The sequence below is a fragment of the Streptomyces sp. NPDC030991 genome (genome assembly GCF_055571235.1).
In genome coordinates this window covers 1-21099 of record NZ_JBVIFR010000022.1, presented here as the reverse complement: position 1 = coordinate 21099, position 21099 = coordinate 1, and the positions used below count along the sequence as shown (strand labels likewise).

Annotated in this window: 26 protein-coding genes; 9 read left to right on the top strand and 17 right to left on the bottom strand. The window is 71.2% G+C overall.

Annotation, left to right across the window (positions count from 1 at the left end; genetic code table 11):
• The first annotated feature begins 21 nt into the window (after positions 1–21).
• Positions 22–213 carry a hypothetical protein gene (locus tag ACZ45E_RS31775; protein WP_468227385.1) on the top strand — a complete coding sequence of 64 codons (192 nt, stop codon included), beginning with the start codon at positions 22–24 and terminating at the stop codon, positions 211–213.
• An 18-nt stretch (positions 214–231) separates the two neighbouring features.
• Here the strand turns inward: ACZ45E_RS31775 and ACZ45E_RS31770 are convergent, their stop codons facing one another.
• Complete coding sequence (locus tag ACZ45E_RS31770; RefSeq protein WP_468227383.1) at positions 232–1152, bottom strand: winged helix-turn-helix domain-containing protein; 921 nt, start codon at positions 1150–1152, stop codon at positions 232–234.
• 212 nt (positions 1153–1364) lie between these two features.
• Here ACZ45E_RS31770 and ACZ45E_RS31765 point away from each other — a divergent pair, with 212 nt between their 5' ends.
• The gene (locus ACZ45E_RS31765; protein WP_404209324.1) at positions 1365–1550 is read left to right on the top strand and encodes a hypothetical protein; all 186 of its coding nucleotides are present in this window, start codon (positions 1365–1367) and stop codon (positions 1548–1550) included.
• Between the two features lie 126 nt (positions 1551–1676).
• On the opposite strand, the gene ACZ45E_RS31760 is transcribed toward ACZ45E_RS31765, so the two are convergent.
• Positions 1677–2213, bottom strand: coding sequence for an RsiG family protein (locus ACZ45E_RS31760; RefSeq protein ID WP_468227381.1), 537 nt, complete (start codon positions 2211–2213; stop codon positions 1677–1679).
• Positions 2214–2450: 237 nt separating this feature from the next.
• Here ACZ45E_RS31760 and dtd point away from each other — a divergent pair, with 237 nt between their 5' ends.
• Positions 2451–2888, top strand: a complete 438-nt coding sequence (dtd, locus tag ACZ45E_RS31755; RefSeq protein WP_468227379.1) for a D-aminoacyl-tRNA deacylase — start codon at positions 2451–2453, stop codon at positions 2886–2888.
• Positions 2889–2916: 28 nt separating this feature from the next.
• Here the strand turns inward: dtd and ygfZ are convergent, their stop codons facing one another.
• The 14 genes from ygfZ to ACZ45E_RS31685 all read right to left on the bottom strand — a co-directional run bounded on the left by ygfZ (position 2917) and on the right by ACZ45E_RS31685 (position 13601).
• Positions 2917–3897 (bottom strand): CAF17-like 4Fe-4S cluster assembly/insertion protein YgfZ, encoded by a 981-nt coding sequence (gene ygfZ / locus ACZ45E_RS31750; RefSeq protein ID WP_468227377.1) that lies wholly within the window; start codon positions 3895–3897, stop codon positions 2917–2919.
• A gap of 34 nt (positions 3898–3931) precedes the next feature.
• Entirely contained in the window at positions 3932–4390 is a 459-nt protein-coding gene (locus tag ACZ45E_RS31745; protein WP_468227375.1) for a Fur family transcriptional regulator, read from the bottom strand.
• 41 nt (positions 4391–4431) lie between these two features.
• A complete protein-coding gene (locus ACZ45E_RS31740) occupies positions 4432–5004 on the bottom strand; it encodes a heme-binding beta-barrel domain-containing protein (protein WP_468227373.1) in 573 nt (190 codons plus the stop codon).
• A gap of 290 nt (positions 5005–5294) precedes the next feature.
• Entirely contained in the window at positions 5295–6311 is a 1017-nt protein-coding gene (locus tag ACZ45E_RS31735; RefSeq protein WP_468227371.1) for a hypothetical protein, read from the bottom strand.
• Positions 6308–7168, bottom strand: coding sequence for a hypothetical protein (locus ACZ45E_RS31730; RefSeq protein WP_468227369.1), 861 nt, complete (start codon positions 7166–7168; stop codon positions 6308–6310). The genes ACZ45E_RS31735 and ACZ45E_RS31730 overlap by 4 nt, the downstream gene beginning before the upstream one ends.
• Positions 7165–7893 carry a hypothetical protein gene (locus ACZ45E_RS31725; protein ID WP_468227367.1) on the bottom strand — a complete coding sequence of 243 codons (729 nt, stop codon included), beginning with the start codon at positions 7891–7893 and terminating at the stop codon, positions 7165–7167. Before ACZ45E_RS31725 ends, ACZ45E_RS31730 begins: the two co-directional genes overlap by 4 nt.
• Positions 7894–8058: 165 nt before the next feature.
• Positions 8059–8322, bottom strand: coding sequence for a DUF3099 domain-containing protein (locus tag ACZ45E_RS31720; RefSeq protein ID WP_468227365.1), 264 nt, complete (start codon positions 8320–8322; stop codon positions 8059–8061).
• 123 nt (positions 8323–8445) lie between these two features.
• Complete coding sequence (locus tag ACZ45E_RS31715; RefSeq protein WP_127832476.1) at positions 8446–8733, bottom strand: DUF1416 domain-containing protein; 288 nt, start codon at positions 8731–8733, stop codon at positions 8446–8448.
• Positions 8734–8788: 55 nt separating this feature from the next.
• Positions 8789–9634: a sulfurtransferase gene (locus tag ACZ45E_RS31710; protein WP_468227362.1), complete on the bottom strand. Its 846-nt coding sequence runs from the start codon at positions 9632–9634 to the stop codon at positions 8789–8791.
• A 146-nt stretch (positions 9635–9780) separates the two neighbouring features.
• Positions 9781–9861 carry a putative leader peptide gene (locus tag ACZ45E_RS31705; RefSeq protein WP_350203226.1) on the bottom strand — a complete coding sequence of 27 codons (81 nt, stop codon included), beginning with the start codon at positions 9859–9861 and terminating at the stop codon, positions 9781–9783.
• A gap of 305 nt (positions 9862–10166) precedes the next feature.
• Entirely contained in the window at positions 10167–10895 is a 729-nt protein-coding gene (locus tag ACZ45E_RS31700) for an LmeA family phospholipid-binding protein (protein WP_468227359.1), read from the bottom strand.
• 284 nt (positions 10896–11179) lie between these two features.
• Positions 11180–12460 (bottom strand): hypothetical protein, encoded by a 1281-nt coding sequence (locus tag ACZ45E_RS31695; RefSeq protein WP_468227356.1) that lies wholly within the window; start codon positions 12458–12460, stop codon positions 11180–11182.
• Positions 12461–12465: 5 nt separating this feature from the next.
• Entirely contained in the window at positions 12466–12720 is a 255-nt protein-coding gene (locus tag ACZ45E_RS31690; protein WP_468227354.1) for a MoaD/ThiS family protein, read from the bottom strand.
• 35 nt (positions 12721–12755) lie between these two features.
• Positions 12756–13601, bottom strand: a complete 846-nt coding sequence (locus tag ACZ45E_RS31685) for an alpha/beta hydrolase (protein WP_468227351.1) — start codon at positions 13599–13601, stop codon at positions 12756–12758.
• A gap of 308 nt (positions 13602–13909) precedes the next feature.
• Here ACZ45E_RS31685 and ACZ45E_RS31680 point away from each other — a divergent pair, with 308 nt between their 5' ends.
• From ACZ45E_RS31680 to ACZ45E_RS31655, 6 genes are all read left to right on the top strand, one after another.
• Positions 13910–14749 (top strand): response regulator transcription factor, encoded by an 840-nt coding sequence (locus ACZ45E_RS31680; protein ID WP_468227348.1) that lies wholly within the window; start codon positions 13910–13912, stop codon positions 14747–14749.
• Between the two features lie 53 nt (positions 14750–14802).
• Positions 14803–15825 (top strand): LacI family DNA-binding transcriptional regulator, encoded by a 1023-nt coding sequence (locus tag ACZ45E_RS31675; RefSeq protein ID WP_468227345.1) that lies wholly within the window; start codon positions 14803–14805, stop codon positions 15823–15825.
• 164 nt (positions 15826–15989) lie between these two features.
• A complete protein-coding gene (locus ACZ45E_RS31670; RefSeq protein ID WP_468227342.1) occupies positions 15990–17168 on the top strand; it encodes a S1C family serine protease in 1179 nt (392 codons plus the stop codon).
• A gap of 30 nt (positions 17169–17198) precedes the next feature.
• Positions 17199–17369, top strand: a complete 171-nt coding sequence (locus ACZ45E_RS31665; protein ID WP_468227339.1) for a hypothetical protein — start codon at positions 17199–17201, stop codon at positions 17367–17369.
• A gap of 62 nt (positions 17370–17431) precedes the next feature.
• Positions 17432–18166, top strand: a complete 735-nt coding sequence (locus tag ACZ45E_RS31660; RefSeq protein WP_468227336.1) for a response regulator transcription factor — start codon at positions 17432–17434, stop codon at positions 18164–18166.
• Positions 18163–19596 carry a HAMP domain-containing sensor histidine kinase gene (locus tag ACZ45E_RS31655; RefSeq protein WP_468227334.1) on the top strand — a complete coding sequence of 478 codons (1434 nt, stop codon included), beginning with the start codon at positions 18163–18165 and terminating at the stop codon, positions 19594–19596. Before ACZ45E_RS31660 ends, ACZ45E_RS31655 begins: the two co-directional genes overlap by 4 nt.
• Before the next feature lie 46 nt (positions 19597–19642).
• Here ACZ45E_RS31655 and ACZ45E_RS31650 read toward each other — a convergent pair whose 3' ends face one another.
• Positions 19643–20863: an LmeA family phospholipid-binding protein gene (locus ACZ45E_RS31650; RefSeq protein WP_468227331.1), complete on the bottom strand. Its 1221-nt coding sequence runs from the start codon at positions 20861–20863 to the stop codon at positions 19643–19645.
• Between the last annotated feature and the right edge of the window lie 236 nt (positions 20864–21099).

The window sequence follows — 21099 nt, the reverse complement described above, 5'->3', positions numbered from 1 at the left end:
TCGATGAAGGGGGAAAACGTCATGGCCTTCCTGAGCCTCCTCTCCGCGGTGTTCGTGATCACCTTCGAGCAGCTCGTCCAATGGCACTACGGGCCGGCCGGCATCGTCGGCCTGCTCCTGCTGACCATCGGCGTCAAAGCCAGGAACGCCACGTGCAGTTCCGTCGGCGGCGTGCTGCTCGCGATCATGGTGGCCGGCCCCGCGCTCCAGTGAGCAATCCGGAAGTGTTGTCTAGGAACTGAGCGTCAGATCCGAACTAATGGTGTTCCAGAGGCTGTTGAACCACAGGTGGGACTGCTCCATGAACGTCGTGTCACGCAGTCCCGCCCCCTGTTCGAACGCGAACAGCATCTGCCGGACCCCTTGCGCGTCGTAGACGTCCACCCGCTCGTGGTCGATCTGCTCACCGCGCCGCGACAGCGTGTAGTACGCGAACAGCGCCTCGACGTTGTTGAGCAGATACAGCTGGACCGGCGGCGTGAACGGCAGCGCGCGGAACGACACCTCCACGTCGATGCCGTGCGTGCCGCGCAGCGCCAGCAGGCTGTGCCGCAGCACCTGACCCTGCGCGTTGCGCTGGGCGAGCCAGTTGCGCTGGAGCCTGCCGTTCGTCACCCCGTCCGCCTCCACCGCGGCGTCCGCGGGCGCCGGGAAGGCGAGGTCGATGTCCCTGCTGGGCAGCAGCACCCGCACCCGCACCTTGGCCGGTTTTATGCGACCGGCGTGGATGTGGCGCAACGGTTCGCCCATCGCGAGCGTCAGCGAGACCGATGTCAGGCACAGGGCGTCGATCTCCACGTCAGGGCGGCGGAACGCGTCCGCCACCTTCTGGGACAGCGCGACCATCGTCAGCTGCGGGAGTGCGCCGGGGCCGCCGGGCTCGGTCTGGGTGGCCTCCGCGACGGTGGCCGGGCTTCCTTTCGTGACGTTGGCCAGCAGATGTTCGGTCTGCAGAATGCGCAGCGCCTGACGTACGGCGGAACGCTCCACCCCGAAGTCGTCCGCCAACTGTGCCTGGGTAGGCATGCGTTGGCCAGGACGGAGATGCCCGGAACGGATCCGGGCGCGCAGCTCATCGGCCACTTCGCGGTACGTCCAGTGCGTCCGCTGCGGCTCGGGCCGTCCATTGACGGCGGCATGTTCCGCACTCACAGCCCAACGCTACAACTTCCCGCCATCTTTGGGCAGTTGAAGAGAAGGTGGTTATGAGTCGCGTCAGCGGAGATAAGTATCAGTGAGTTGGTGACCAACTTGAACGACATGGTCGGACAACCACGGGGGTTGGCGTCGATCACACAGGTTGGTCTACGTGTCCGCCATGGCGCAGTAGTTGGTCACCACTCGGACCCGAAGGGGGTAGTCCCATGCCGGTCTTCGCCATCCTCATCGCCGCTCTTGCCATCGGATTCGAGCAGCTCATCCAATGGAAGTACGGTCCGATGGGCATCATCGCCTTCGTCGTGCTCTCCGTCGGACTCAAAGCCAAGAACACCATGATCAGTGGCATCGGGGCCGCCATCCTCGTCATGCTGCTGGCCCAGAGCGGCTGACCGGGCTCCCTTCCGGAGGGGAGCCGGGAGCCCGGTCGGTCTTCAGCAGTCACCGAGCCACATCGCCTCCACCTCGCCCACGTCCAGGGCGGGATGGGGGTTCTCTGCGCTCGGCTCGCACACCCGTCAGCCGCCCACCAGCAGGTCGTCGACCTGCGCCTCGCCCTCCCGGTAGCGGCGGGCGATCTCCGCGCTGCAGTCGTCGGCCGTGTGCTGGAGGAGCTGGCGGCGCCGCGAGACCTGCTGCTCGTAGCGGACGAGGCGGCCCATCGCCGCGCGCAGCTCGTCATCGGTGCGGGCCGCCAGATCGGAGAGCTCGACCTCGGAGAGCATCTCGGCGGCGAGGCGCCGGAACTCCTCGCTGTGCGGGGTGCCGAGCGTCACGTGCCGGGCCGATGAACGCTGCCGCGTCGGCTGGTCGCGCAGGATCTCCGAGAGCCGGTCCACGACGGGCGACTCGGGGTCACGCCGCCGGCCCAGCTCGGCCCGCAGGATGTCGATACGGCCCTGGAGCAGTCGGCGTACGTAGCTCAGGTCCGCCTCGTCCTGCTGCGACTCACGGCGCACCCGGCGCAGCTCGGGCAGGCGCAGGCCCGCCAGATCGTGCTCGGGAACGGCCGGCAGTTCGGGGCTGCCGACGCGCTGCACGGGCGGCCTGGCCATCGGAGCGACCCTGCCGGTGTGCGTCAGGGAGACAGGGCCCCCGGGCGGGCTCGTACTCGACGCGTGACTCATGGCATGAGCATCCATGGTGTGCTAACCGTCCCCTCGACCGGACCGACGCCGCGCGCCACCGGCGCACCACGTGTGAGCATGGTGCCACTCATGGTGCCCGCTCTGTGCGCGAGTACCCCATATAGGCCCCGGATGGGGGGTTCGGGACCACGGCATGATGGCCGTATGCGAGCAGTAGTACAACGAGTGGACGGCGCGAGCGTCGTCGTGGACGAGGCCGGCGAGAAGCGGACCGCGGGCGAGATCGAGGGCGAGGGGCTCTGTGTCCTCGTCGGGGTCACGCACGAGGACACCAAGGAGAAAGCGGCGCAACTGGCCCGCAAGCTCTGGACGGTCCGGATGCTCTCCGACGAGAAATCGTGCAGCGACATCGACGCGCCGCTGCTCGTGATCAGCCAGTTCACGCTCTACGGCGACGCCCGCAAGGGGCGCCGCCCCACCTGGAACGCGGCAGCCCCCGGTGACATCGCGGAACCGCTGGTCGACGAGGTCGTGGCGCAGCTCCGCGCCCTCGGGGCGACCGTGGCGACGGGCCGGTTCGGGGCGCAGATGCGGGTGTCCCTGACCAACGACGGCCCGTTCACCGTGCTGCTGGAGATCTGAGGGCCGGACCCAAGATCTTATGAGCCTTCTAGGGTTCCACGACGACTTCCTGCGCCGCCGCCGTGGTCTCCGCCATCAGCTCGGCGTCGAGCGGCACGTTCCGCTTCACCAGGGCGAGGGCGATCGGGCCGAGCTCGTGGTGGCGTACGGACGTCGTCACGAAGCCGATCTTGCGGCCGTCGGGGCCGTCCGCCGCGAGCCGGACGTCGGCGCCGTGCGGCGGCAGGTGGACCTCGCTGCCGTCCAGGTGCAGGAAGACGAGGCGCCGGGGCGGCTTGCCGAGGTTCTGCACGCGGGCGACGGTCTCCTGCCCGCGGTAGCAGCCCTTCTGGAGGTGGACGGCCGAGTCGAGCCAGCCCAGCTCGTGCGGGATGGTGCGGTGGTCGGTCTCGAAGCCGAGGCGGGGCCGGTGCTGCTCGACGCGGAGCGCCTCGTGGGCGAGGAGCCCGATCGCGGGGCCGTTCTCCCGCGCGTACGACTCCAGGTCGCCGCGCGGCAGGAAGAGGTCGCGCCCGTACGCGGTCTCGCGCACGGCCACCCCGTCCGGCACCGGCGCGATGGACCCGGCGGGCAGGTGCACGACGGCGAACTCGCCCGTGGCGTCGGCGACTTCGACCCGGTAGAAGAACTTCATCGACTCCAGGTACGCGACGAGCGCCTCCTGCGTGCCGGGCTCCACGTGCGCCCACGTCGTCGTGCCGTCGTCGACGAGGTACAGGGCGTGCTCGATGTGGCCGTTGGCGGAGAGGATCAACGCCTCGGTCGACTGCCCCGGGGGCAGCTCGGAGACGTGCTGGGTGAGCAGCAGGTGCAGCCAGCTCAGCCGGTCGTCGCCGGTGACCGTGAGCACGCCGCGGTGCGAGAGGTCGACGACGCCCGCCCCGTCGGCGAGGGAACGCTGTTCTCGGAACAGGTCGCCGTAGTGCGCGGCGACGCCTTCGTCCACGCCTTCGCCGGGGACGGCACCGGGCAGGGTCAGCAGGGGACTGCTCGTTGATTGTCGCTGCATGTTCACAGAGACTACGACGAGGAGCCGGACCCGCTTATTCCTGCGGGGCCTCGTGTTCCTTGGTGCAGTTCTCGCAGCGGCCGAAGATCGCGAAGTGCTTCAGGTCGGTGTCGAAGCCGAACTGCTCGCGCAGCTTGGCGGTGAACTCCGCGGCCACGCCGACATCGGCCTCGATCACGTTCGTACAGTCCCTGCACACCATGTGGATGTGGTGGTGCCGGTCGGCGAGGTGGTACGTGGGCGCCCCGTGGCCGAGGTGGGCGTGGCTGACGAGCCCGAGCTCCTCCAGGAGTTCGAGCGTCCGGTACACGGTGGAAATGTTGACCCCCGACGCCGTCCTGCGCACTTCGCTCAGGATGTCGTCGGGGGTCGCGTGCTCCAGGGTGTCCACGGCTTCGAGGACGAGCTGGCGCTGCGGTGTCAGCCGGTAACCGCGCTGCCGCAGGTCGCTCTTCCAGTCCGTTCCCTCGGTGCTTTCCTCGGTGCTCACCACAGCGTCGAGTCTAACGACCGGGAGCCGTCCGGAGTCCGGACCTACTTGAAGAAGGCGATGCCGTCGTCGGGCATGTCCGGGAGGTTGCGCGCCATCTCGGCGACTTCCTCCGGGGAGACGACCTTCTTGAGCTGCGCCGACATGTAGGGGCGCAGCGGGACCTCGGGGGTCTGCTTCTCGCCGACCCACATCAGGTCGCTCTTCACGTAGCCGTAGAGACGCTTGCCGCCGCTGTACGGGCCGGAGGCCGCGGTGCGGGCGACCGCGTCGGTGGCCAGGTCGATCTGCGGCTTCTTGTCGGCCAGCTCGCCGTACCAGACCTCGACGACGCCGTCGTCACGGACCATGACGACCTCGACCTTGCGGTCCTTGTCGATCCGCCAGTACCCGGCCTCGGACTCCAGCGGCCGGACCTTGTTGCCGTCGCTGTCGAGGATCCAGCTGTGCGAGTGGTACTCCAGGAAGTCCCGCCCGTCGTGGGTGAAGGAGACCTCCTGACCGAAGTTGGCCTTCTCGGCGCCCGGGAAGTCGGTGACGCCGGCGCCCGCCCAGTCGCCCAGGAGGAACGCGAGCGGAAGAAGGTCGGGGTGCAGGTCTGACGGGATCTGGATCATGAGCGGTTCAGACGTCTCTCGGTGGACTGTCGTACGGGGGTCAGCGCTGGCCCTGGTACAGCTTCTTCACGGTCAGACCGGCGAAGGCGAGAACGCCGACGCAGACCAGGACAAGGAGAGCGGAGAAGAAGGCCTCAAGCACGGGTGCTCCTCGGTGAGCGGTACTGGCGGTGCTGCCGGTACTGGCGGATCGATGCGGTACAGAGCCGGACCCCACTCTAGTCGGGTGGGGCCCGGAGCTCTCGGCGAGGTCCGCCGGCGGGGTCACGCGGTGACACCGGGCGGCGGGGTCAGCCGAGCAGCTCGCTCTGCAGGGCGACGGTCTGCTGGAACGGCACCGCCGCCGCGCTGCCCTTGCGCTGCTGCGTCACCAGGCCGACCATGTCGCCGGCCACGAGGTACGCCTGCCGCACCTGGGCCGCGCCGCTCGGGCTCGGCTCGTCGAACGGGTACACCGTGACGTTCCTGTCGTGTGCCTTCTCCGGGAAGTACTGGTCGAGCTCGGCGCCCAGCGCCCCGGACAGGTAATGCTGGGGCGTGCTCCCGCCCGCCAGGCCGTCGGCGACCGCGGTGGCCTCGGCTCCCGTGCCGAAGTGGAGCAGCAGGATCCGGGTGCGGGTGCCGTCCGGCATCACCCAGGCGCGGCCGGTGATGTGCCGCAGGCCCGCGTCGGTCAGATCGGTGCCGATGTCCTCGCGCTCCTCCGCCTCGTACTGGGCGAGGAACGCCTTGGTGGTGACCCAGCCGCCGTCGGTGCGCAGCCCCGGGTCGGGGCGGGCCCCCTCGGGCGCGGGCAGCACCAGGGCGCGCGGGTCTGCGTAGTGCGCCTGCGCGGCGTTGCGCTCGTCGAAGGGGCGCGGGGCGCCCTTGGGCAGGGCGGGCCGTTCGAGCACCGGGTACTCCCAGCGGCCGTCGGACTCGGTCGCGAGCCCGGGCAGGTCCGACCGCTTCTGCTCGGTGAGGCCGTAGGCGGTGCCGCCCGCCACGGCGGCGAAGACGACGACCGCGGCGGTCCAGCGCAGCACGGCCCGCAGCCCGCGGCGCTGCCGGGGCGGCGCCGCGGGGGGTGCCGGCGGTGCGGGCGGCTCGGCGGGCGCGGGCGGCTCGGACTGTTGTCGCGCCGTCTGGGCCTGGCTCGGGGCCTGGGCCGGGGCCTGGGCCGGGGCCTCGGTCTCGGTCTGGACCGGGGGCTGGGTCGGGGCCTCGGTCTGGACCGGGGCTTGGGCCTGGGTCGGGGCCGGGGCCGGGGTCTCGGCCTGGACCGGGGCCTGGGTCGGGACCTGAGTCGGGGTCTGGTTCTCGCTCATACCGCCTCCCCCAGGTTGCCGAGCCGGTCCAGCTGGGCGCGCAGCAGTTCGGCGGGTTGGCCGGAGGCCACGAAGGCCTTGCCGTCAGCGGTGCCGAAGGGGTCCTTCTTGGTCCCGGACGCCATGAACGTCACCAGGACGTCGCCCCGGTAGGCGGAGCAGAACATCGTCTCCAGTTTCTCCTCGGAGTCGCTGGGCGGCAGAAAGCAGCGCGCCTCCTTGTACCCCTTGATCGTGGGGCCCTTGCGGAAGACGCTGATCGCGTCGAACCCGGCCGACTGCGAGCGGGCGATGTTCCGGGCCGTGCCGCTCCCCTGCATCCGGGAGAGGGACATCGTGACGACGATGCCGCCGTCGGCCAGGTACGGCGTGGCGTACGAGCGCATGGCCATGCCGGTGATCTTCTGCCGGTCGATCTGCTTCTCGGCGGCCCGGCGCTGGGTCAGCGGCAGGAAGCGCAGCGCCTTCTTGCGCAGGGCCATGGCCTCCCGCCCGGTGAACTCCTTGTCGCTGCCGAACTCGTCCATGTCGGGCCCCTTCTCGTAGCCGCCCGGGTAGGGCAGCAGGAAGGAGCTGATGCCCCGGTGTCCCGGCGCGTCGTCGTCCGCTCCGTCCGCGTCGGCGCCGCGCGCGGGGAACTGCCAGCGCGGCGTGCCCGGCTCCCGGTCCGCGGTCGCCACCCGGGACGCCGTGACACCGACACCGGTGCCGACGACGCCCAGGACGAGCGCGGTCACGGCGAGGCCCACGATCAGGCGTCGCCGCGACCGCCGCGTCACGGGTGCCGGAGCGGCCCCCGTCTCCTCGGCCGCCGGTACCTGTTCCACGGCCCCGGTCTGCTGCTGGTTCTCGGTCACATCCGCTCCCACTGTGCGCGGGCCAACTGCATGGCCCGCTTCTTGCTCACCGGCCGGTCGCTGCTGAGCCAGAAGTCCATCTGCACGCTGCCGCGGAGCGCGATGCCCTCGGCCTCGTACCGACCGGTGTCGGCGTCCACCCGGCTCCCGACGTAGACGGCGCCGATCCCGGAGCCGGGAATGTAGTCGGGGAGCGCGTTGCCGAAGTTCTGGTCCAGGTACCCCTGCTGCTCGGTCGCGGAGTCGAGGGCGGCGGTGCTCTCCAGATCGCGGTACTGGGTGAGCCGGATGTCGACATCCATCCCGCCTTCGCTCCAGTGCACGTCCGCCGCGCGCCGGAAGCCCTTCGCCAGCAGGTCGGCGAAGGCATGCTCCGGCCTCTCGTACGTCGACGCGACCTCCTGCACGTCCATCCAGGCGTCGTCGCCCATCCCGCCGGAGCGGTCGCGGGCCCCCTTGGGCGCGCGCAGCAGCAGCCGGCGCAGGTCGCCCTCGGTGCGCACCGCCCGGTCCTGCGCGGCGGACAGCGGCTTCGGCTCGCCCTCGGCCTGCTTCAGCTCGGCCTGGGACAGCGGCGGCAGCCGGTCCGGAACCCGGTCGGCCTGCACGATGTACCCCGTGCACACCCCCGCGACGGCGCCGAGTACGGCGGCGCAGGCGATCAGCAGGGTGGTGCGGCCGCGGCGACGCGCCGGACGCGGCGCCCCGGGTACCGGCTGCGGCACCTCAGGTACCGACAGTTGCGGAGTTTGTACGTAATCCAACGGGTCCCCCCACGGAACTCGACGCGCGAATTCCGTATCCGCGCGCACAGGAGACCCACAAGAACTCGTGTGGGTTGCACGGAACTTGGTAACGAAACCGCTTCGACCAGCCGGTGCGGCCCGCGGTCAGGGGCGTCGCCGCTTCTTGCCGTCCAGTTCGTCCCACCATTCGTCGGACCTGGGGTCGCCGGAGGGGTCGTCCCACCAGCGGTCGTCGGGGCCGCGGCGGTTGGCGACGATGGCGGCGACCGGCGGGATGACCATGGCGACGACGCACATGGCGACGGCCGCCGGCACGGACCAGAGCCGCACCACGGCCCAGGCGAGGACGAACAGCCCGATGCACAGGCCCATCATGGCGAAGTACAGATGCTTCCGCCGCGCGTACATAGCCCCAGCGTAAGCCCGTGGGAGCGGCTGCGGGCAAGCCGAAGGACCGCACCCCGTACCAGTGGCGTCCAACCCCCGGGGGTGCGGCCCTTCAGCCGTTCGAAGCGCGTCGCGGCGCCGCCGTCACACGGCGATCGCGACCTCCGCGAGCCCGCCCGTCTGGGCGACGACCGTACGGTCCGCGGTGCCGCCCGGGACCAGCGCGCGCAGGGTCCACGTGCCCTCGGCCGCGTAGAAGCGGAACTGGCCCGTGGCCGAGGTGGGGACCTCGGCGGTGAACTCGCCGGTCGAGTCGAGGAGGCGGACGTAGCCCGTCACCGGCTCGCCGTCGCGGGTCACCTGGCCCTGGATCGTGGTCTCACCGGGCTTGATCGTCGAGGCGTCGGGACCGCCGGCCTTCGCTCCACACATACGTAACTCCTAGGCAGGAAAGGTCAGTTGGACCTTGAGAATCCGGACGACCGGCTTACTTGGCGGCGCCGAGCTCGATCGGCACGCCGACGAGGGAGCCGTACTCCGTCCACGAGCCGTCGTAGTTCTTGACGTTCTCGACACCGAGCAGCTCGTGCAGCACGAACCAGGTCAGCGCGGAACGCTCACCGATGCGGCAGTACGCGATGGAGTCCTTGGCGAGGTCCACGCTCTCCTCGGCGTACAGCTCCTTGAGCTCGTCGTCCGACTTGAAGGTGCCGTCGTCGTTGGCGTTCTTCGACCACGGGATGTTGCGCGCGGACGGGACGTGGCCCGGACGCTGCGACTGCTCCTGCGGCAGGTGCGCGGGGGCGAGGAGCTTCCCGCTGAACTCGTCGGGCGAGCGCACGTCGACGAGGTTCTGGTTGCCGATCGCGTTGACCACGTCGTCGCGGAAGGCGCGGATCGAGGTGTCCTGCGGCTTGGCCTTGTACTGCGTCTCCGGGCGGCTGGGGACCTTGTCGCCGTCGACCAGGTCGCGGGAGTCGAGCTCCCACTTCTTGCGGCCGCCGTCGAGGAGCTTCACGTCCTGGTGGCCGTAGAGCTTGAAGTACCAGTACGCGTAGGAGGCGAACCAGTTGTTGTTGCCGCCGTAGAGGACGACGGTCGTGTCGTTGGCGATGCCCTTCTTCGACAGGAGCTCCTCGAAGCCGGCCTGGTCGATGAAGTCGCGGCGGACCGGGTCCTGAAGGTCCTTGGTCCAGTCGATGCGGATCGCGTTCTTGATGTGGTTCTTGTCGTACGCCGACGTGTCCTCGTCGACCTCGACGATCGCCACGTTCTCGTTGTCGAGGTTGGCCTCGACCCAGTCGGCATCGACCAGGACGTCGCTGCGGCTCATACTGTCTTCCTCCGGGGCAGTTGCGGCGGGGCATGCGGAATTCGGTGCGCGGAAGAGCGCGGGCGACCCCGAGTCGACTCGATGACCCGGCCGACTCAAGGGGTCCGGGGAAGGCGGGGCGTCGGGCCGAACGGCCGGGGTCCCGCTCAGACAGTGCGACAGAGCATGGCGGCGACGCGGCACAGGTCTACTGCCCGCCGCTTCGTGAGGTCCGCCTGTCGCTTCATGCCTCCGATCGTAAGGACGCATCGGCGGCCGTGTCACCGGCATGTCGAATGCTGAGACACATTCATCCGAATGATGAGAATGATCAGCCCTCGAAGCCGCTCCCGCCGCGCTCCTGGGCCGCTCGGGCCCCGCTGTGCGCTGCTGTACGGACGGTGCCGTCTCGCACTGCGGACGCGACGTCCTTTTCCGGCCCTTCGAGCGGGCCCCTCCACGAGCCGCCCGGGCCCGTCACGAGCCGCCCGGCCCGTCTACGAACCCTGCCCGTCTACGAACCCGGCCCGTCTCTACGAATCCGACCCGGTCCCTACCCGACGAGGTCGAGGTTCGAACCCTTCACCGTGATCTCCATGCCGTCCTTGACGGCCTGGACCTTGTCCAGCTCGATGCCCGCGGGCAGGTCGTCGATCGCCTGCTGGAAGTCGGTGACGGCGCGGATCCGGCCCTCGGCCAGGTCGAGCGCGCCGATCTTGGGCAGGTTGTCGGCGCGGGCCGAGACCTTGCCGCCGGTGACCTTCACGGAGCTGAGCACGGTCGGGTGCAGGGTGATCACCGGCGTCTTCACGGTGACCGCCACCTTGACCTTGTCGCCGCCGCCGTACGAGAGTCCGACGATCTCCGCGGTCACCCCCGGGGCGACCTGGGCCACGTCCTGCTTCTTCACGGCCTTCAGCAGCTCGGCGTAGGAGATCCGGGCGGTACCGGTGGCCGAGTCGGCGGTGGCGGAGCTGAAGCTGCTGTCGAACTTCACGCCGTGCATCTCGGCGTTCAGATCGGCGATGCGGACGCTGTCGCCGCCGCTCTTCGCCTCGTAGTCCCGGATGCCGATCTCGACGTCGTCCAGGCTGCCGTCCGCGACCTGGGTGAGGAACGGGAAGCCCTTGATGTCGACGTCGGGCGTGGCGGCCAGGCCCTCGCTGGTGCGCAGCTTGTCGGCGGCCTTGCCCTCGGCGAAGTGGACCGCGACCCGGTCGGCGATCACGAAGAGGCCGCCGACGATGACGACGAAGATCAGCAGTATTCGCAGTGCGCGCATGGCCTTGGGGCTCCCCCACATCCGAACGTCCCCGGCGCTCCGTGTCCCCCCGCCGGAGGTGATTCATGCGGCGAGAGTACGTGGCCGCGTCCGCGGAGGGAGGGGCCGGGCGCGGTTGTTCCCAAGTTGTCGATCAACGCGCGAGTGGGGACGGGGCGCCGGCGGGTGCGGCCCGGTGGCGCTTTCCCCGTGCCGTTCCCCGCACCCCCGGGCGCCGCGGCCCGGTCTTGGCCGCGGCGGAACCGTGGGCCGCGGGGCGCGGGCCGCGGGGAACAGCGGCCCGCTCAGCCCAGCGCACGGCCCAGCAGGTAGACGGCCGGGGCCGCGGCGGCGAGCGGCAGGGCGACGCCCGCGGTCATGTGGACGAAGCGGGACGGGTAGTCGTACGAGGCGACGCGGTGGCCGATCAGCGCGCAGACGCCCGCGCCGAGCCCGAGCAGCGCGCCGTCCTGGCCCAGGTCGGTCATGCCGCCCGCGGCGATCCCGGCACCGGCGGCAGCGGCGAGCGCGACGACCACGGAGACGGGCGTCGGCAGCGGCAGCGCGCGGGCCACGACGGCGACGGCCACGGCGATCGCGCCGACGGTGACCGCGTCCGGCTCGGCCGCGAGGTGGCCGGTGGCCACGATGGCCAGCGCCGCCGAGGTGACGGTCGCCATCAGGCCGTACATCCGCTCGTCCGGCGAGGCGTGCGAGCGGAGCTGGAGGACGAGCGTGAGCAGGACCCAGACGCCGAGCGTGCCCAGGATCGCCGCGGGCCCGTTCTCCCGCCCGGCGGCGAGCAGCGCGATGTCGGCGACGACGCCGCCCAGGAAGGCGAGCGCGATGCCCTGCCGGGCGGGCCACATGCCGTTGAGCCGGAACCAGCCCGCGGCGGTGACCGCCTGGAGCAGCAGCAGCGGCACGAGCAGCGCGTACGGGCCGACGGCGGCGCCGCCCGCGAGCAGCAGGCCCAGGGCGGCCGTGAGCGCGGCCGGCTGGATGCCCGGCTCGATGACCGGCGAGCGGCCTTCGGCGCGGGCGCGCTGGGCGTCGGTGACGCGGGTGTTGCCGGTGGTGGTGGCGGGGCCGTACGAGGGCCCGGCGGATCCGGCGCCCCCGGAGGAGACGGACGGCGCGGGCCCGGCGGCCGGGACGGGGGCCGGGGCAGGAGTGGATGCCGGTGCCGGTGCCGGTACCGGGCCGGGCGTCGGCGTCGGGCCGGGCGTCGGCGCCGCGTCGTAGGCCGCCCACTCCTGCTGCTGGGGCGGCAGATACGGCTGCTGGGCGGGCTGCACCTGCGTGTCCCAGGTCTGCCCCTGCCACTGCTGCGTCTGCGGCCCGTCGTCGTGCTGCTGCCCGTACCCGGGCTGCCCGTACTGCTGCTGGCTGTACGGCGGCTGGCTGTACTGCTGCTGCCCGTAGTCCTGCTGTCCGTAGTTCTGCTGTCCGTGCCGCTGCTGTTGCCCGTACTGCTGCTGGGAGTGCTGCTGCGCGTAGGACTGCTGCTCATACGACTGCTGCTCGTACGGCTGTCCGTACTGGTCGTACTGGGGCTGCTGCGGATACTGCTGGTCGTTGCTCATCGGGGTCACCCTCCTGCGAACGGCGGGAGCACCTCGACCGTGCCGCCCTCGGCAAGCCGTACCGTCTCATGCCCGCGGGTCCCCACGGGGTCCCCGTCGATCAGGAACGAGGAACGCCGCAGCACCCGCACGAGCTCACCGGGGTGTCGCGCGCGGACCGCCGTCAGGGCCGCGGCCAGGGTCTCCGCGTCGTACGGTTCCTCCGCGACGCCGGCGGCCGCCTTGGCCGCCGCCCAGTAACGGATCGTGCCCTGAGCCATGTCGGCGGCTCCTCTCCTCGTGTGCGGTCGGCGTCCTATTGTGCGGCACCCGCGGCGGCGGCCCACGCCCCGATCCGGCCGAGCAGCTCGTCGCTCGCCGCGTTCTCCGCGTGCCCCATGCCCGGCTCCAGCCACAACTCGGCGCCGGGGCCCCCGTCCGAGGAAGCCGCCTCGGCCAGCATCCGGGGATGGTCGAGCGGGAAGTACGGGTCGCGGTCGCCGTGCACCAGGAGCAGCGGCGTCGGCGCGATCAGCGGGACCGACTCGACGGGCGACGGCGGGACGGGGTCCCAGACCCCTCCCGACCAGGGCTGGATGCGCGTGCGCAGCCCGAGCCGGCCGACGACGCGGCCCGTCGGCCGGGTCACCACCCAGTGCAGCCGCCGCATCGGCGCCGTACCGCGGTAGAACCACCGGGCCGGGGCGCTCACGGAGACGACCGCGTCCGTCCGCGCTTCCGTGCGCCCCCTGTGCGACGCCGCGTGCCGCAGCACCACAGACCCGCCCATCGAGAATCCGACCGTCACCACGCGCGCGTGGCCGAGCGAACGCGCCCACTCGACGGCCGCCACGAGATCGAGCACCTCCCGGTCACCGACCGTCGAGCGCCCGCCGGAGCGCCCATGACCCCGGAACGAGAACGTGACCACGGCCGCACGCTGCGCGAACACACCGGCGGCGCGTCGTACGTGCGGCCGCTCCAGATCGCCGGTGAAGCCGTGCGCGAGCACGATCACGGGGCCGTCGCCGGGCCCGGGACCCGGGTCGTACGCCGCGTCGATCGCGATGCCGTCCTGTGTACGAAGGATCACGCGCAGTCGCCGTTCAGTGATCGGCCGCACAGAAGATCCGCTCTCTTCATCTGCCGGACCCCAAGTCATGTGGGCTATTCTGCTGGGCAGAGGACTCGGGCAATGCAGCCCCCGGGTCCTTTTGTGCTTTCGCGAGCGTTGTATACGAAGGCGCAGGGTCCGGGGCGCGGGCCCACGCGAAAGCAGCACCAAGTACGACCGAGTACAACAAAGCAGCATCAAGCACGACCAAGCACCACAAGCACCACAAGCACCACAAGCACCACAAGCACCACCAGCAGTGCCGCAAACGTCCTCGCAGGGACCGAGGAGGAACCAGACGTTATGGGCGAGCGAACCGTGCACGAACGTATGACGACCCGGGCAGGTGGGGCGCGATGAGCTCTCTGCTGCTCCTCACCAACGCCCTCCAGCCGTCGACGGAGGTGCTCCCCGCCCTCGGCCTGCTCCTGCACAACGTGCGGGTGGCCCCCGCCGAAGGCCCCGCCCTCGTCGACACCCCAGGTGCCGACGTCATCCTCATCGACGGGCGCCGCGACCTCCCGCAGGTCCGCAGCCTCTGTCAGCTTCTGCGGTCCACCGGGCCCGGCTGTCCGCTGGTGCTCGTCGTGACGGAGGGCGGCCTCGCCGCCGTCACCGCCGACTGGGGCATCGACGACGTACTCCTCGACACCGCGGGACCTGCCGAGGTCGAGGCCCGTCTGCGCCTCGCGATGGGCCGTCAGCAGATCGTCGCCGACGACTCCCCCATGGAGATCCGCAACGGCGACCTCTCCGTGGACGAGGCGACGTACAGCGCCAAGCTCAAGGGCCGGGTCCTCGATCTGACCTTCAAGGAGTTCGAGCTCCTGAAGTACCTGGCACAGCACCCCGGCCGCGTCTTCACGCGCGCCCAGCTGCTCCAGGAGGTCTGGGGCTACGACTACTTCGGCGGCACCCGGACCGTGGACGTCCACGTACGGCGGCTGCGCGCCAAGCTCGGCCCCGAGCACGAGTCGCTCATCGGCACCGTGCGCAACGTGGGCTACCGCTTCGTGACCCCGGAGAAGCCGGAGAAGAACGCCGAGAAGAGCGCCGAGAGGAGCGCCGGGTCGGAGAAGCGGGGCGACGACGCCGGCGCCCCCAACAACGCCGACGGCTCCGGTAACGCCAGCAATGGCGACGAAGCGGACAACCCCGCTGTCGCACACGTCCGGGCGGTCACGGCAGAGCCGTAGGCAGGGCCCTCACGCCCTGCCCACTAGCAGGTCCATCCGCGTAGACTCCGCGCGTGGCCAAGGTGACTCGGGACGACGTTGCGCGACTGGCGGGTACTTCGACCGCCGTCGTCTCCTACGTGATCAACAACGGACCCCGGCCGGTCGCCCCGGCCACGCGCGAGCGCGTACTCGCCGCGATCAAGGAGCTGGGGTACCGGCCCGACCGGGTCGCCCAGGCCATGGCGTCGCGGCGGACCGACCTCATAGGCATGATCGTGCCGGACGCGCGCCAGCCGTTCTTCGCGGAGATGGCGCACGCGGTGGAACAGGCGGCGTCCGAGCGCGGAAAGATGGTCCTCGTCGGCAACTCCGACTACGTCGGTGACCGCGAGGTCCACTATCTGCGCGCCTTTCTCGGGATGCGGGTCTCGGGCCTGATCCTCGTCAGCCACGGCTTCAACGACCTGGCCGCCGCCGAGATCGAGGCGTGGGACGCCCGCGTCGTCCTGCTGCACGAGCGGCCTGAGGCGATCGACGACGTCGCCGTCGTCACCGACGACGTGGGCGGCGCCCAGCTCGCCACCCGCCACCTCCTGGAGCACGGCAACGAGTACGTGGCCTGCCTCGGCGGCACCGCCGAGACCCCGTCCGTCGGCGACCCCGTCTCCGACCACGTCGAGGGGTGGCGCCGCGCGATGCAGGAAGCGGGGATCCCCACCGAGGGCCGGCTGTTCGAAGCGCCGTACAACCGCTACGACGCGTACCAGGTGGCGCTCGGCCTGCTGGCCGGGCCCGACCGGCCGCCCGCGATCTTCTGCTCCACCGACGACCAGGCCATCGGCGTCCTGCGCGCCGCGCGCGAACTGCGTATCGACGTGCCGGCCGGGCTGGCCGTGGCCGGGTTCGACGACGTGAAGGAGGCGGGGCTGACCGACCCGCCGCTGACCACCGTCGCCTCGGACCGCTCGGCGATGGCGCGGGCCGCGGTGGACCTGGTCCTCGACGACTCGCTGCGCGTCGCGGGCTCGCGTCGCGAGCGCCTGAAACTGTTCCCGTCGCGCCTCGTCGTCCGCCAGTCCTGCGGCTGCGCGTAGCCGGCCGCGGCCCTCCATTCGTTTCGGGCCTTCGTTTCGGGCCTTGGTTTCGGGCCTTGGTTTCGGGCCTTCGCCTCGGGTCTTTATTTCGGGCAAACAGGGTTCTGCCGGGACTCTCAGCCCACGCTCAGCCGCCTCTCATGTACGCGCCACACGCTTGCAGCATGACCGAGAGCTTCCGCCGCAGCGGCGAGTCCCCCCAGTACGGCACCGAAGGCACCGCCCAGCAGCCGTCCCCGTACTCCGAGAGCGCGTACCCGCCCCCGCCGTCGCACGAGCCCGTGAGCGTCGCTCCCGGGCAGACGGTGTGGCCGGCCGGCGGTGACTCCGGTCACGGTGGCCACGGCGGCGGGCCGCACACCACCCAGTTCGCCGCGTACGGGCCCGAGCAGCCCGTCGTGCCTTTCGCCCCCGTCACTCCCGCCGCCCCCGCCGCCCCGAAGAAGCGGAAGCGGCTGCGCGGCCCGGTCGGGCTGCTCGCGGCCGTGGCCGTCGCGGCGGCGGTCGTCGGCGGCGGCACCTCGTACGCCTTCCAGGAGCTGAGCGGCTCCGACACCACCGCCTCCAGCACCACCAGCACCAACGTCGTGCCCAGCAGCCAGAAGGGCACCGTCTCCGGCGTCGCCACGGCGGTCAGCCCGTCGATCGTCGAGGTCAACGCGACGCTCTCGTCCGGCTCCTCCACCGGCTCGGGCGTCATCACGACCAGCGACGGCGAGATCCTCACCAACAACCACGTCATCTCCGGCGCCTCCTCCATCAAGGTGCGGACGAGCGACGGCACGTCGTACACCGCCGAGGTCGTCGGCACCGACGCCAAGAAGGACCTGGCGCTCATCAAGCTGAAGAACGCCTCCGGCCTGAAGGCCGCCACGCTCGGCGACTCCGACGGCGTCAAGGTCGGCGACCAGGTCGTCGCCATCGGCTCCCCCGAGGGCCTGACCGGCACCGTCACCAGCGGCATCGTCTCCGCGCTCGACCGCGACGTCACCGTCTCCACCGACGAGGGCCAGGAGCAGCAACAGCAGCAGGGTGGCAGCGGCCAGTGGCCGTTCGAGTTCGGCGGTCAGGAGTTCAACGGCGACACCGGCTCGTCCACGACGACGTACAAGGCCCTCCAGACCGACGCGTCCCTCAACCCCGGCAACTCCGGCGGCGCCCTCATCGACATGAACGGCAACATCATCGGCATCAACTCGGCCATGTACTCCGCCAGTTCCGACTCCTCCGGTTCGTCGGGGGGCTCGTCGAGCGCGGGCAGCGTCGGTCTCGGCTTCGCCATCCCGATCAACACCGTCAAGGCCGACCTCGACACGCTGCGCGCCGGAGGCGCCGACAACTGACCCCGCCCGGGGAGAAGCAGGAGCACCACCATGATCCGCACCGTCCGACACCCCGAAGAGACCCCCGCGGACCCCGCCGACCCGGGCCTCGCCCTCGCCGTCGCCGCCGCGCTGCACCCGCCCGTCACCCGCGCCCCCGAAGTGGTGCCGGCGGCGCCGCGCCGCTCCGTACGCGGCCGTCGCGCGCCCGTGCGAGGCTGAGAGCCTGTCTTTGAACCCCCGTACGGCCCCGCCCGCCCCTCATCCGTAAGGAAGCGCAGTCCATGAGCCCCGCCGAAGGCGACCGCGACCCGCACCGCATCCTCATCGTCGACGACGAGCCGGCGGTGCGGGAGGCACTCCAGCGCTCCCTCGCCTTCGAGGGCTACGGCACCGAGGTCGCCGTCGACGGCGCCGACGCGCTGGAGAAGGCGGCCGCCTACCAGCCGGACCTGGTCGTCCTGGACGTCCAGATGCCGCGCATGGACGGCCTGACGGCCGCGCGCCGGCTGCGCGCGACCGGCTCCACCACCCCGATCCTGATGCTCACCGCGCGCGACACCGTCGGCGACCGGGTCACCGGGCTCGACGCGGGCGCCGACGACTACCTGGTCAAGCCGTTCGAACTGGACGAGCTGTTCGCCCGCGTCCGCGCGCTGCTGCGGCGCAGCTCCTACGCCGCTGCCGCCGGCGCCGCCATGGACGACTCCGACGCGCTGTCCTTCGCCGACCTGCGGATGGACCTGGCGACCCGGGAGGTCACACGGGGCGAGCGCACGGTCGAACTGACCCGCACCGAGTTCACGCTGCTCGAGATGTTCCTGGCCCACCCGCGCCAGGTCCTCACGCGCGAGCAGATCCTCAAGGCCGTGTGGGGCTTCGACTTCGAGCCGTCGTCCAACTCGCTGGACGTGTACGTGATGTACCTCCGGCGCAAGACCGAGGCCGGGGGCGAGCCGCGGCTCGTCCACACGGTGCGGGGTGTGGGGTACGTGTTGCGCTCCGGCGGGGCCGAATGAGCGGGAGGCTCCGCCGGTTGCGCGGGCTGGCGTTGCGGTCGCGGCTGGCGCTGCTGGTCGCGGTGGCGGTGGCCGCGGCGGTCGCCGCGGTGGCGGTGACGTGCTGGTTCATGACCCGGGCCCAGTTGCAGGCGCAGATGGATTCCTCGCTGCGCAACACGAAGGTCGACGACCGCTACGTGGCTCTGGTGGCCTCCACCTGCGTCGGCGGCGGCTCCCAGGCGGTGCCCCCGGTGGGGAACTACACCGTCCAGATCGTGACGGCCTCGGACCGTACCTGCACAGCCGTGAACCAGGACCCCATCCCGGTGCAGCCCAGCGACATCCGAGTCGCCCAGGGCGAGAAGGACTTCTCGCTGCACACGACCGACAGCGACAACGGCACGACCATGCGCGTCTACACCTACCAGCCCGGGCCTCGCGCGTCCGACCTGCTCCAGGACGGGTACGCCGTCTCCATCGCCCAGCCCATGAGCGAGATCACCAAGCCGCTCACCTCGCTGGCCTGGATCCTCCTCCTGGTAGGCGGCATCGGCGTACTCGGCGCCACCGCCGCGGGCCTCTGGATCGCCCGCGCCGGGCTGCGGCCCGTCGACAAGCTCACCGATGCCGTCGAACACGTGGCCAGGACCGAGGACCTCACCGTCCGCATCCCCGTCGAGGGCGACGACGAGATCGCCCGGCTCTCCGCGTCGTTCAACTCGATGACGGCCTCCCTCGCCTCCTCCCGCGAACTGCAACAGCAGCTGATCGCCGACGCGGGGCACGAGCTGCGCACCCCGCTCACCTCGATGCGGACCAACATCGAACTGCTCACCCGCAGCGAGGAGACGGGCCGCGCCATCCCCCCGGACGACCGCAAGGCGCTGATGGCGTCGGTGAAGGCGCAGATGATCGAACTGGCCGCGCTCATCGGGGACCTCCAGGAGCTGTCGCGTACCGGCCTGAACGGGAGCGACGGCCCCCTGAAGGTGGTCTCGCTGCACGAGACCGTCCGCACCGCCATCGAACGCGCCCGGCTGCGCGGCCCCGAGCTGACCATCGACTCCGAACTGGCCCCCTGGTACGTACGGGCGGAACCGGCGGCGCTGGAGCGGGCGATCGTGAACCTGCTGGACAACGCCGTGAAGTTCAGCCCGGAGAAGGGCACGGTCGAGGTGCGGCTGATGCGCGGCACGCTCACCGTGCGGGATCACGGGCCGGGCATCCCGGCCGATGAACTCCCCTATGTCTTCGACCGGTTCTGGCGCTCCCCGACGGCCCGCGCGCTGCCCGGTTCGGGGCTCGGGCTGTCGATCGTGGCCCGTACCGTCGAGGCGAACGGCGGCGAGGTGGCGCTCGCCGCGGCGGACGGTGGCGGCACGGTCGCGACCATGCGGCTGCCCGGCGCCCCGACACCGCCACCGGAACTCCCCGGCACCGCCGACTGACCCGGCTGACCCGGCTGTCCGACTGTCCCGACTGACCCGACTGACCTCAGTGGCCGACGGAGAGGCCCGCGCCCGACAGGTCCACCCGGATGCCCTTCTTCTCCACGGTCACGTCGCGCAGCCGTACGTAGCCGTGGCCGCCCGGCAGCTTCGGCAGCCGGAAGGCGAGGGAGAGGCGGTCGGCGAGCGCGGGGCGGGTGAGCTCGGAGAGGCCGTTGAGCAGGGAGGGGTCCAGGCCGAGCTTCTGGAGGAGCCAGGGGTGGTCGAGGGCGATGTCGATCAGGTTCATCCCCATCAGGCTCTTGACGAAGCGGGGCGTACCGGTCACCTCGCTCACCTTCTTGTCGCCGCGCAACGCCTGGCGCACGGCCGAGTCCGGGACGCCGGCCCGGTGCACGAGGGCGGGGATCGACAGCAGCCGCCTGGCCTTGTCGGTCTCCTCGGTGATGCGCCGCACCGACTTGGCGGTCAGGTGCAGGCCCTCGGTGGCGCCGGTGCCGGGCCGGTAGGTGGCGAGGTCGCCGATGTCGAGACGCATGCCGTCGATGTCGGTGGAGATGCCGGACGCGCCGAGGCGGCGGATCGTGGCGTCGGCCCGCACCCGTACCTCGTGCCCGGCGACCGGCAGGGTGCCGCGGGCCAGCACGCGGTCGCGGCCGTGGCTGGTGAACGTGACCTGGGAGGCGCCGAGTTCACGGTTCATGTCGTCGAAGCTGAGCAGCACCTCGCCCCGCATCGCGTCGACGTACGCGCCGCTGATGTCGGTGGGGCCCGAGCCCTCGATGCGTACGTCGTGCGCGGTCGCCGAGACCTCGGCGAGGGTGACGCGGTCGGCGGCGACGTCGGGGACGGTGACCTTCATCTCGTCCACACGGCGGTCGGCGAGCTGCGTGAGGAAGGGGAACCCCTTGATCTCGACCTCGGGCGCCGCGGTCAGCTTCAGCTCCTTCTTGAGCTGCTGCGCGGCGCGGTGCTCGGCGTAGAGCACGGCCCAGCGGTCGGCGAGGGTGAGGAACGCGACCAGGACAAGGACCGCGACCAGCCCCTTGGCGACGGCCGGCAGCCCCGCGAAGCGGTTGCGGCGGCGGCTGCGGCGCCCGCGCCCGTGGTCGGGGGGCAGCCAGGCGTCGTCGGGGTCGGCGAGGCCGGCGCGGGGCTCCGCGCGCTCCGGCTCCTCGTACAGGTAGTCATCGAGCGGGTGGTCCGCGAGGTCGGCCAACTGCTCGTACGGATTGGGGGCGTTGGATATGCGGTGGGGGGTACGCATCGGGTGATTGCACCACACACCCCCGCTCTTCACGCAAACAACCTTCACATGCGTCGGGTGGCCCACGGTCCACCGTAGGCCACCCGGATGTACACGAGGTTTCCGGCTGCCCGCCCTCCGGCTCGGCCCTCTGGCTGTGCCTCTAGGGCGTGTTTCGAAAGTCCCGCCTGCCCCGCGACGCCTGGCACGCACGCTCGCCGCGTTGCCGGAACGCCCGCATAGCTCCGCTATGAGGG

Coding starts and splice junctions, on each gene's coding strand:
- ACZ45E_RS31775 (WP_468227385.1), top strand. CDS start 22: ATGGCCTTCCTGAGCCTCCTCTCCGCGGTGTTCGTGATCACCTTCGAG.
- ACZ45E_RS31765 (WP_404209324.1), top strand. CDS start 1,365: ATGCCGGTCTTCGCCATCCTCATCGCCGCTCTTGCCATCGGATTCGAG.
- ACZ45E_RS31760 (WP_468227381.1), bottom strand. CDS start 2,213: ATGGCCAGGCCGCCCGTGCAGCGCGTCGGCAGCCCCGAACTGCCGGCC.
- dtd (WP_468227379.1), top strand. CDS start 2,451: ATGCGAGCAGTAGTACAACGAGTGGACGGCGCGAGCGTCGTCGTGGAC.
- ygfZ (WP_468227377.1), bottom strand. CDS start 3,897: ATGCAGCGACAATCAACGAGCAGTCCCCTGCTGACCCTGCCCGGTGCC.
- ACZ45E_RS31740 (WP_468227373.1), bottom strand. CDS start 5,004: ATGATCCAGATCCCGTCAGACCTGCACCCCGACCTTCTTCCGCTCGCG.
- ACZ45E_RS31735 (WP_468227371.1), bottom strand. CDS start 6,311: ATGAGCGAGAACCAGACCCCGACTCAGGTCCCGACCCAGGCCCCGGTC.
- ACZ45E_RS31720 (WP_468227365.1), bottom strand. CDS start 8,322: ATGTACGCGCGGCGGAAGCATCTGTACTTCGCCATGATGGGCCTGTGC.
- ACZ45E_RS31715 (WP_127832476.1), bottom strand. CDS start 8,733: ATGTGTGGAGCGAAGGCCGGCGGTCCCGACGCCTCGACGATCAAGCCC.
- ACZ45E_RS31710 (WP_468227362.1), bottom strand. CDS start 9,634: ATGAGCCGCAGCGACGTCCTGGTCGATGCCGACTGGGTCGAGGCCAAC.
- ACZ45E_RS31705 (WP_350203226.1), bottom strand. CDS start 9,861: ATGAAGCGACAGGCGGACCTCACGAAGCGGCGGGCAGTAGACCTGTGC.
- ACZ45E_RS31700 (WP_468227359.1), bottom strand. CDS start 10,895: ATGCGCGCACTGCGAATACTGCTGATCTTCGTCGTCATCGTCGGCGGC.
- ACZ45E_RS31695 (WP_468227356.1), bottom strand. CDS start 12,460: ATGAGCAACGACCAGCAGTATCCGCAGCAGCCCCAGTACGACCAGTAC.
- ACZ45E_RS31690 (WP_468227354.1), bottom strand. CDS start 12,720: ATGGCTCAGGGCACGATCCGTTACTGGGCGGCGGCCAAGGCGGCCGCC.
- ACZ45E_RS31685 (WP_468227351.1), bottom strand. CDS start 13,601: ATGACTTGGGGTCCGGCAGATGAAGAGAGCGGATCTTCTGTGCGGCCG.
- ACZ45E_RS31680 (WP_468227348.1), top strand. CDS start 13,910: ATGAGCTCTCTGCTGCTCCTCACCAACGCCCTCCAGCCGTCGACGGAG.
- ACZ45E_RS31670 (WP_468227342.1), top strand. CDS start 15,990: ATGACCGAGAGCTTCCGCCGCAGCGGCGAGTCCCCCCAGTACGGCACC.
- ACZ45E_RS31665 (WP_468227339.1), top strand. CDS start 17,199: ATGATCCGCACCGTCCGACACCCCGAAGAGACCCCCGCGGACCCCGCC.
- ACZ45E_RS31660 (WP_468227336.1), top strand. CDS start 17,432: ATGAGCCCCGCCGAAGGCGACCGCGACCCGCACCGCATCCTCATCGTC.
- ACZ45E_RS31655 (WP_468227334.1), top strand. CDS start 18,163: ATGAGCGGGAGGCTCCGCCGGTTGCGCGGGCTGGCGTTGCGGTCGCGG.
- ACZ45E_RS31650 (WP_468227331.1), bottom strand. CDS start 20,863: ATGCGTACCCCCCACCGCATATCCAACGCCCCCAATCCGTACGAGCAG.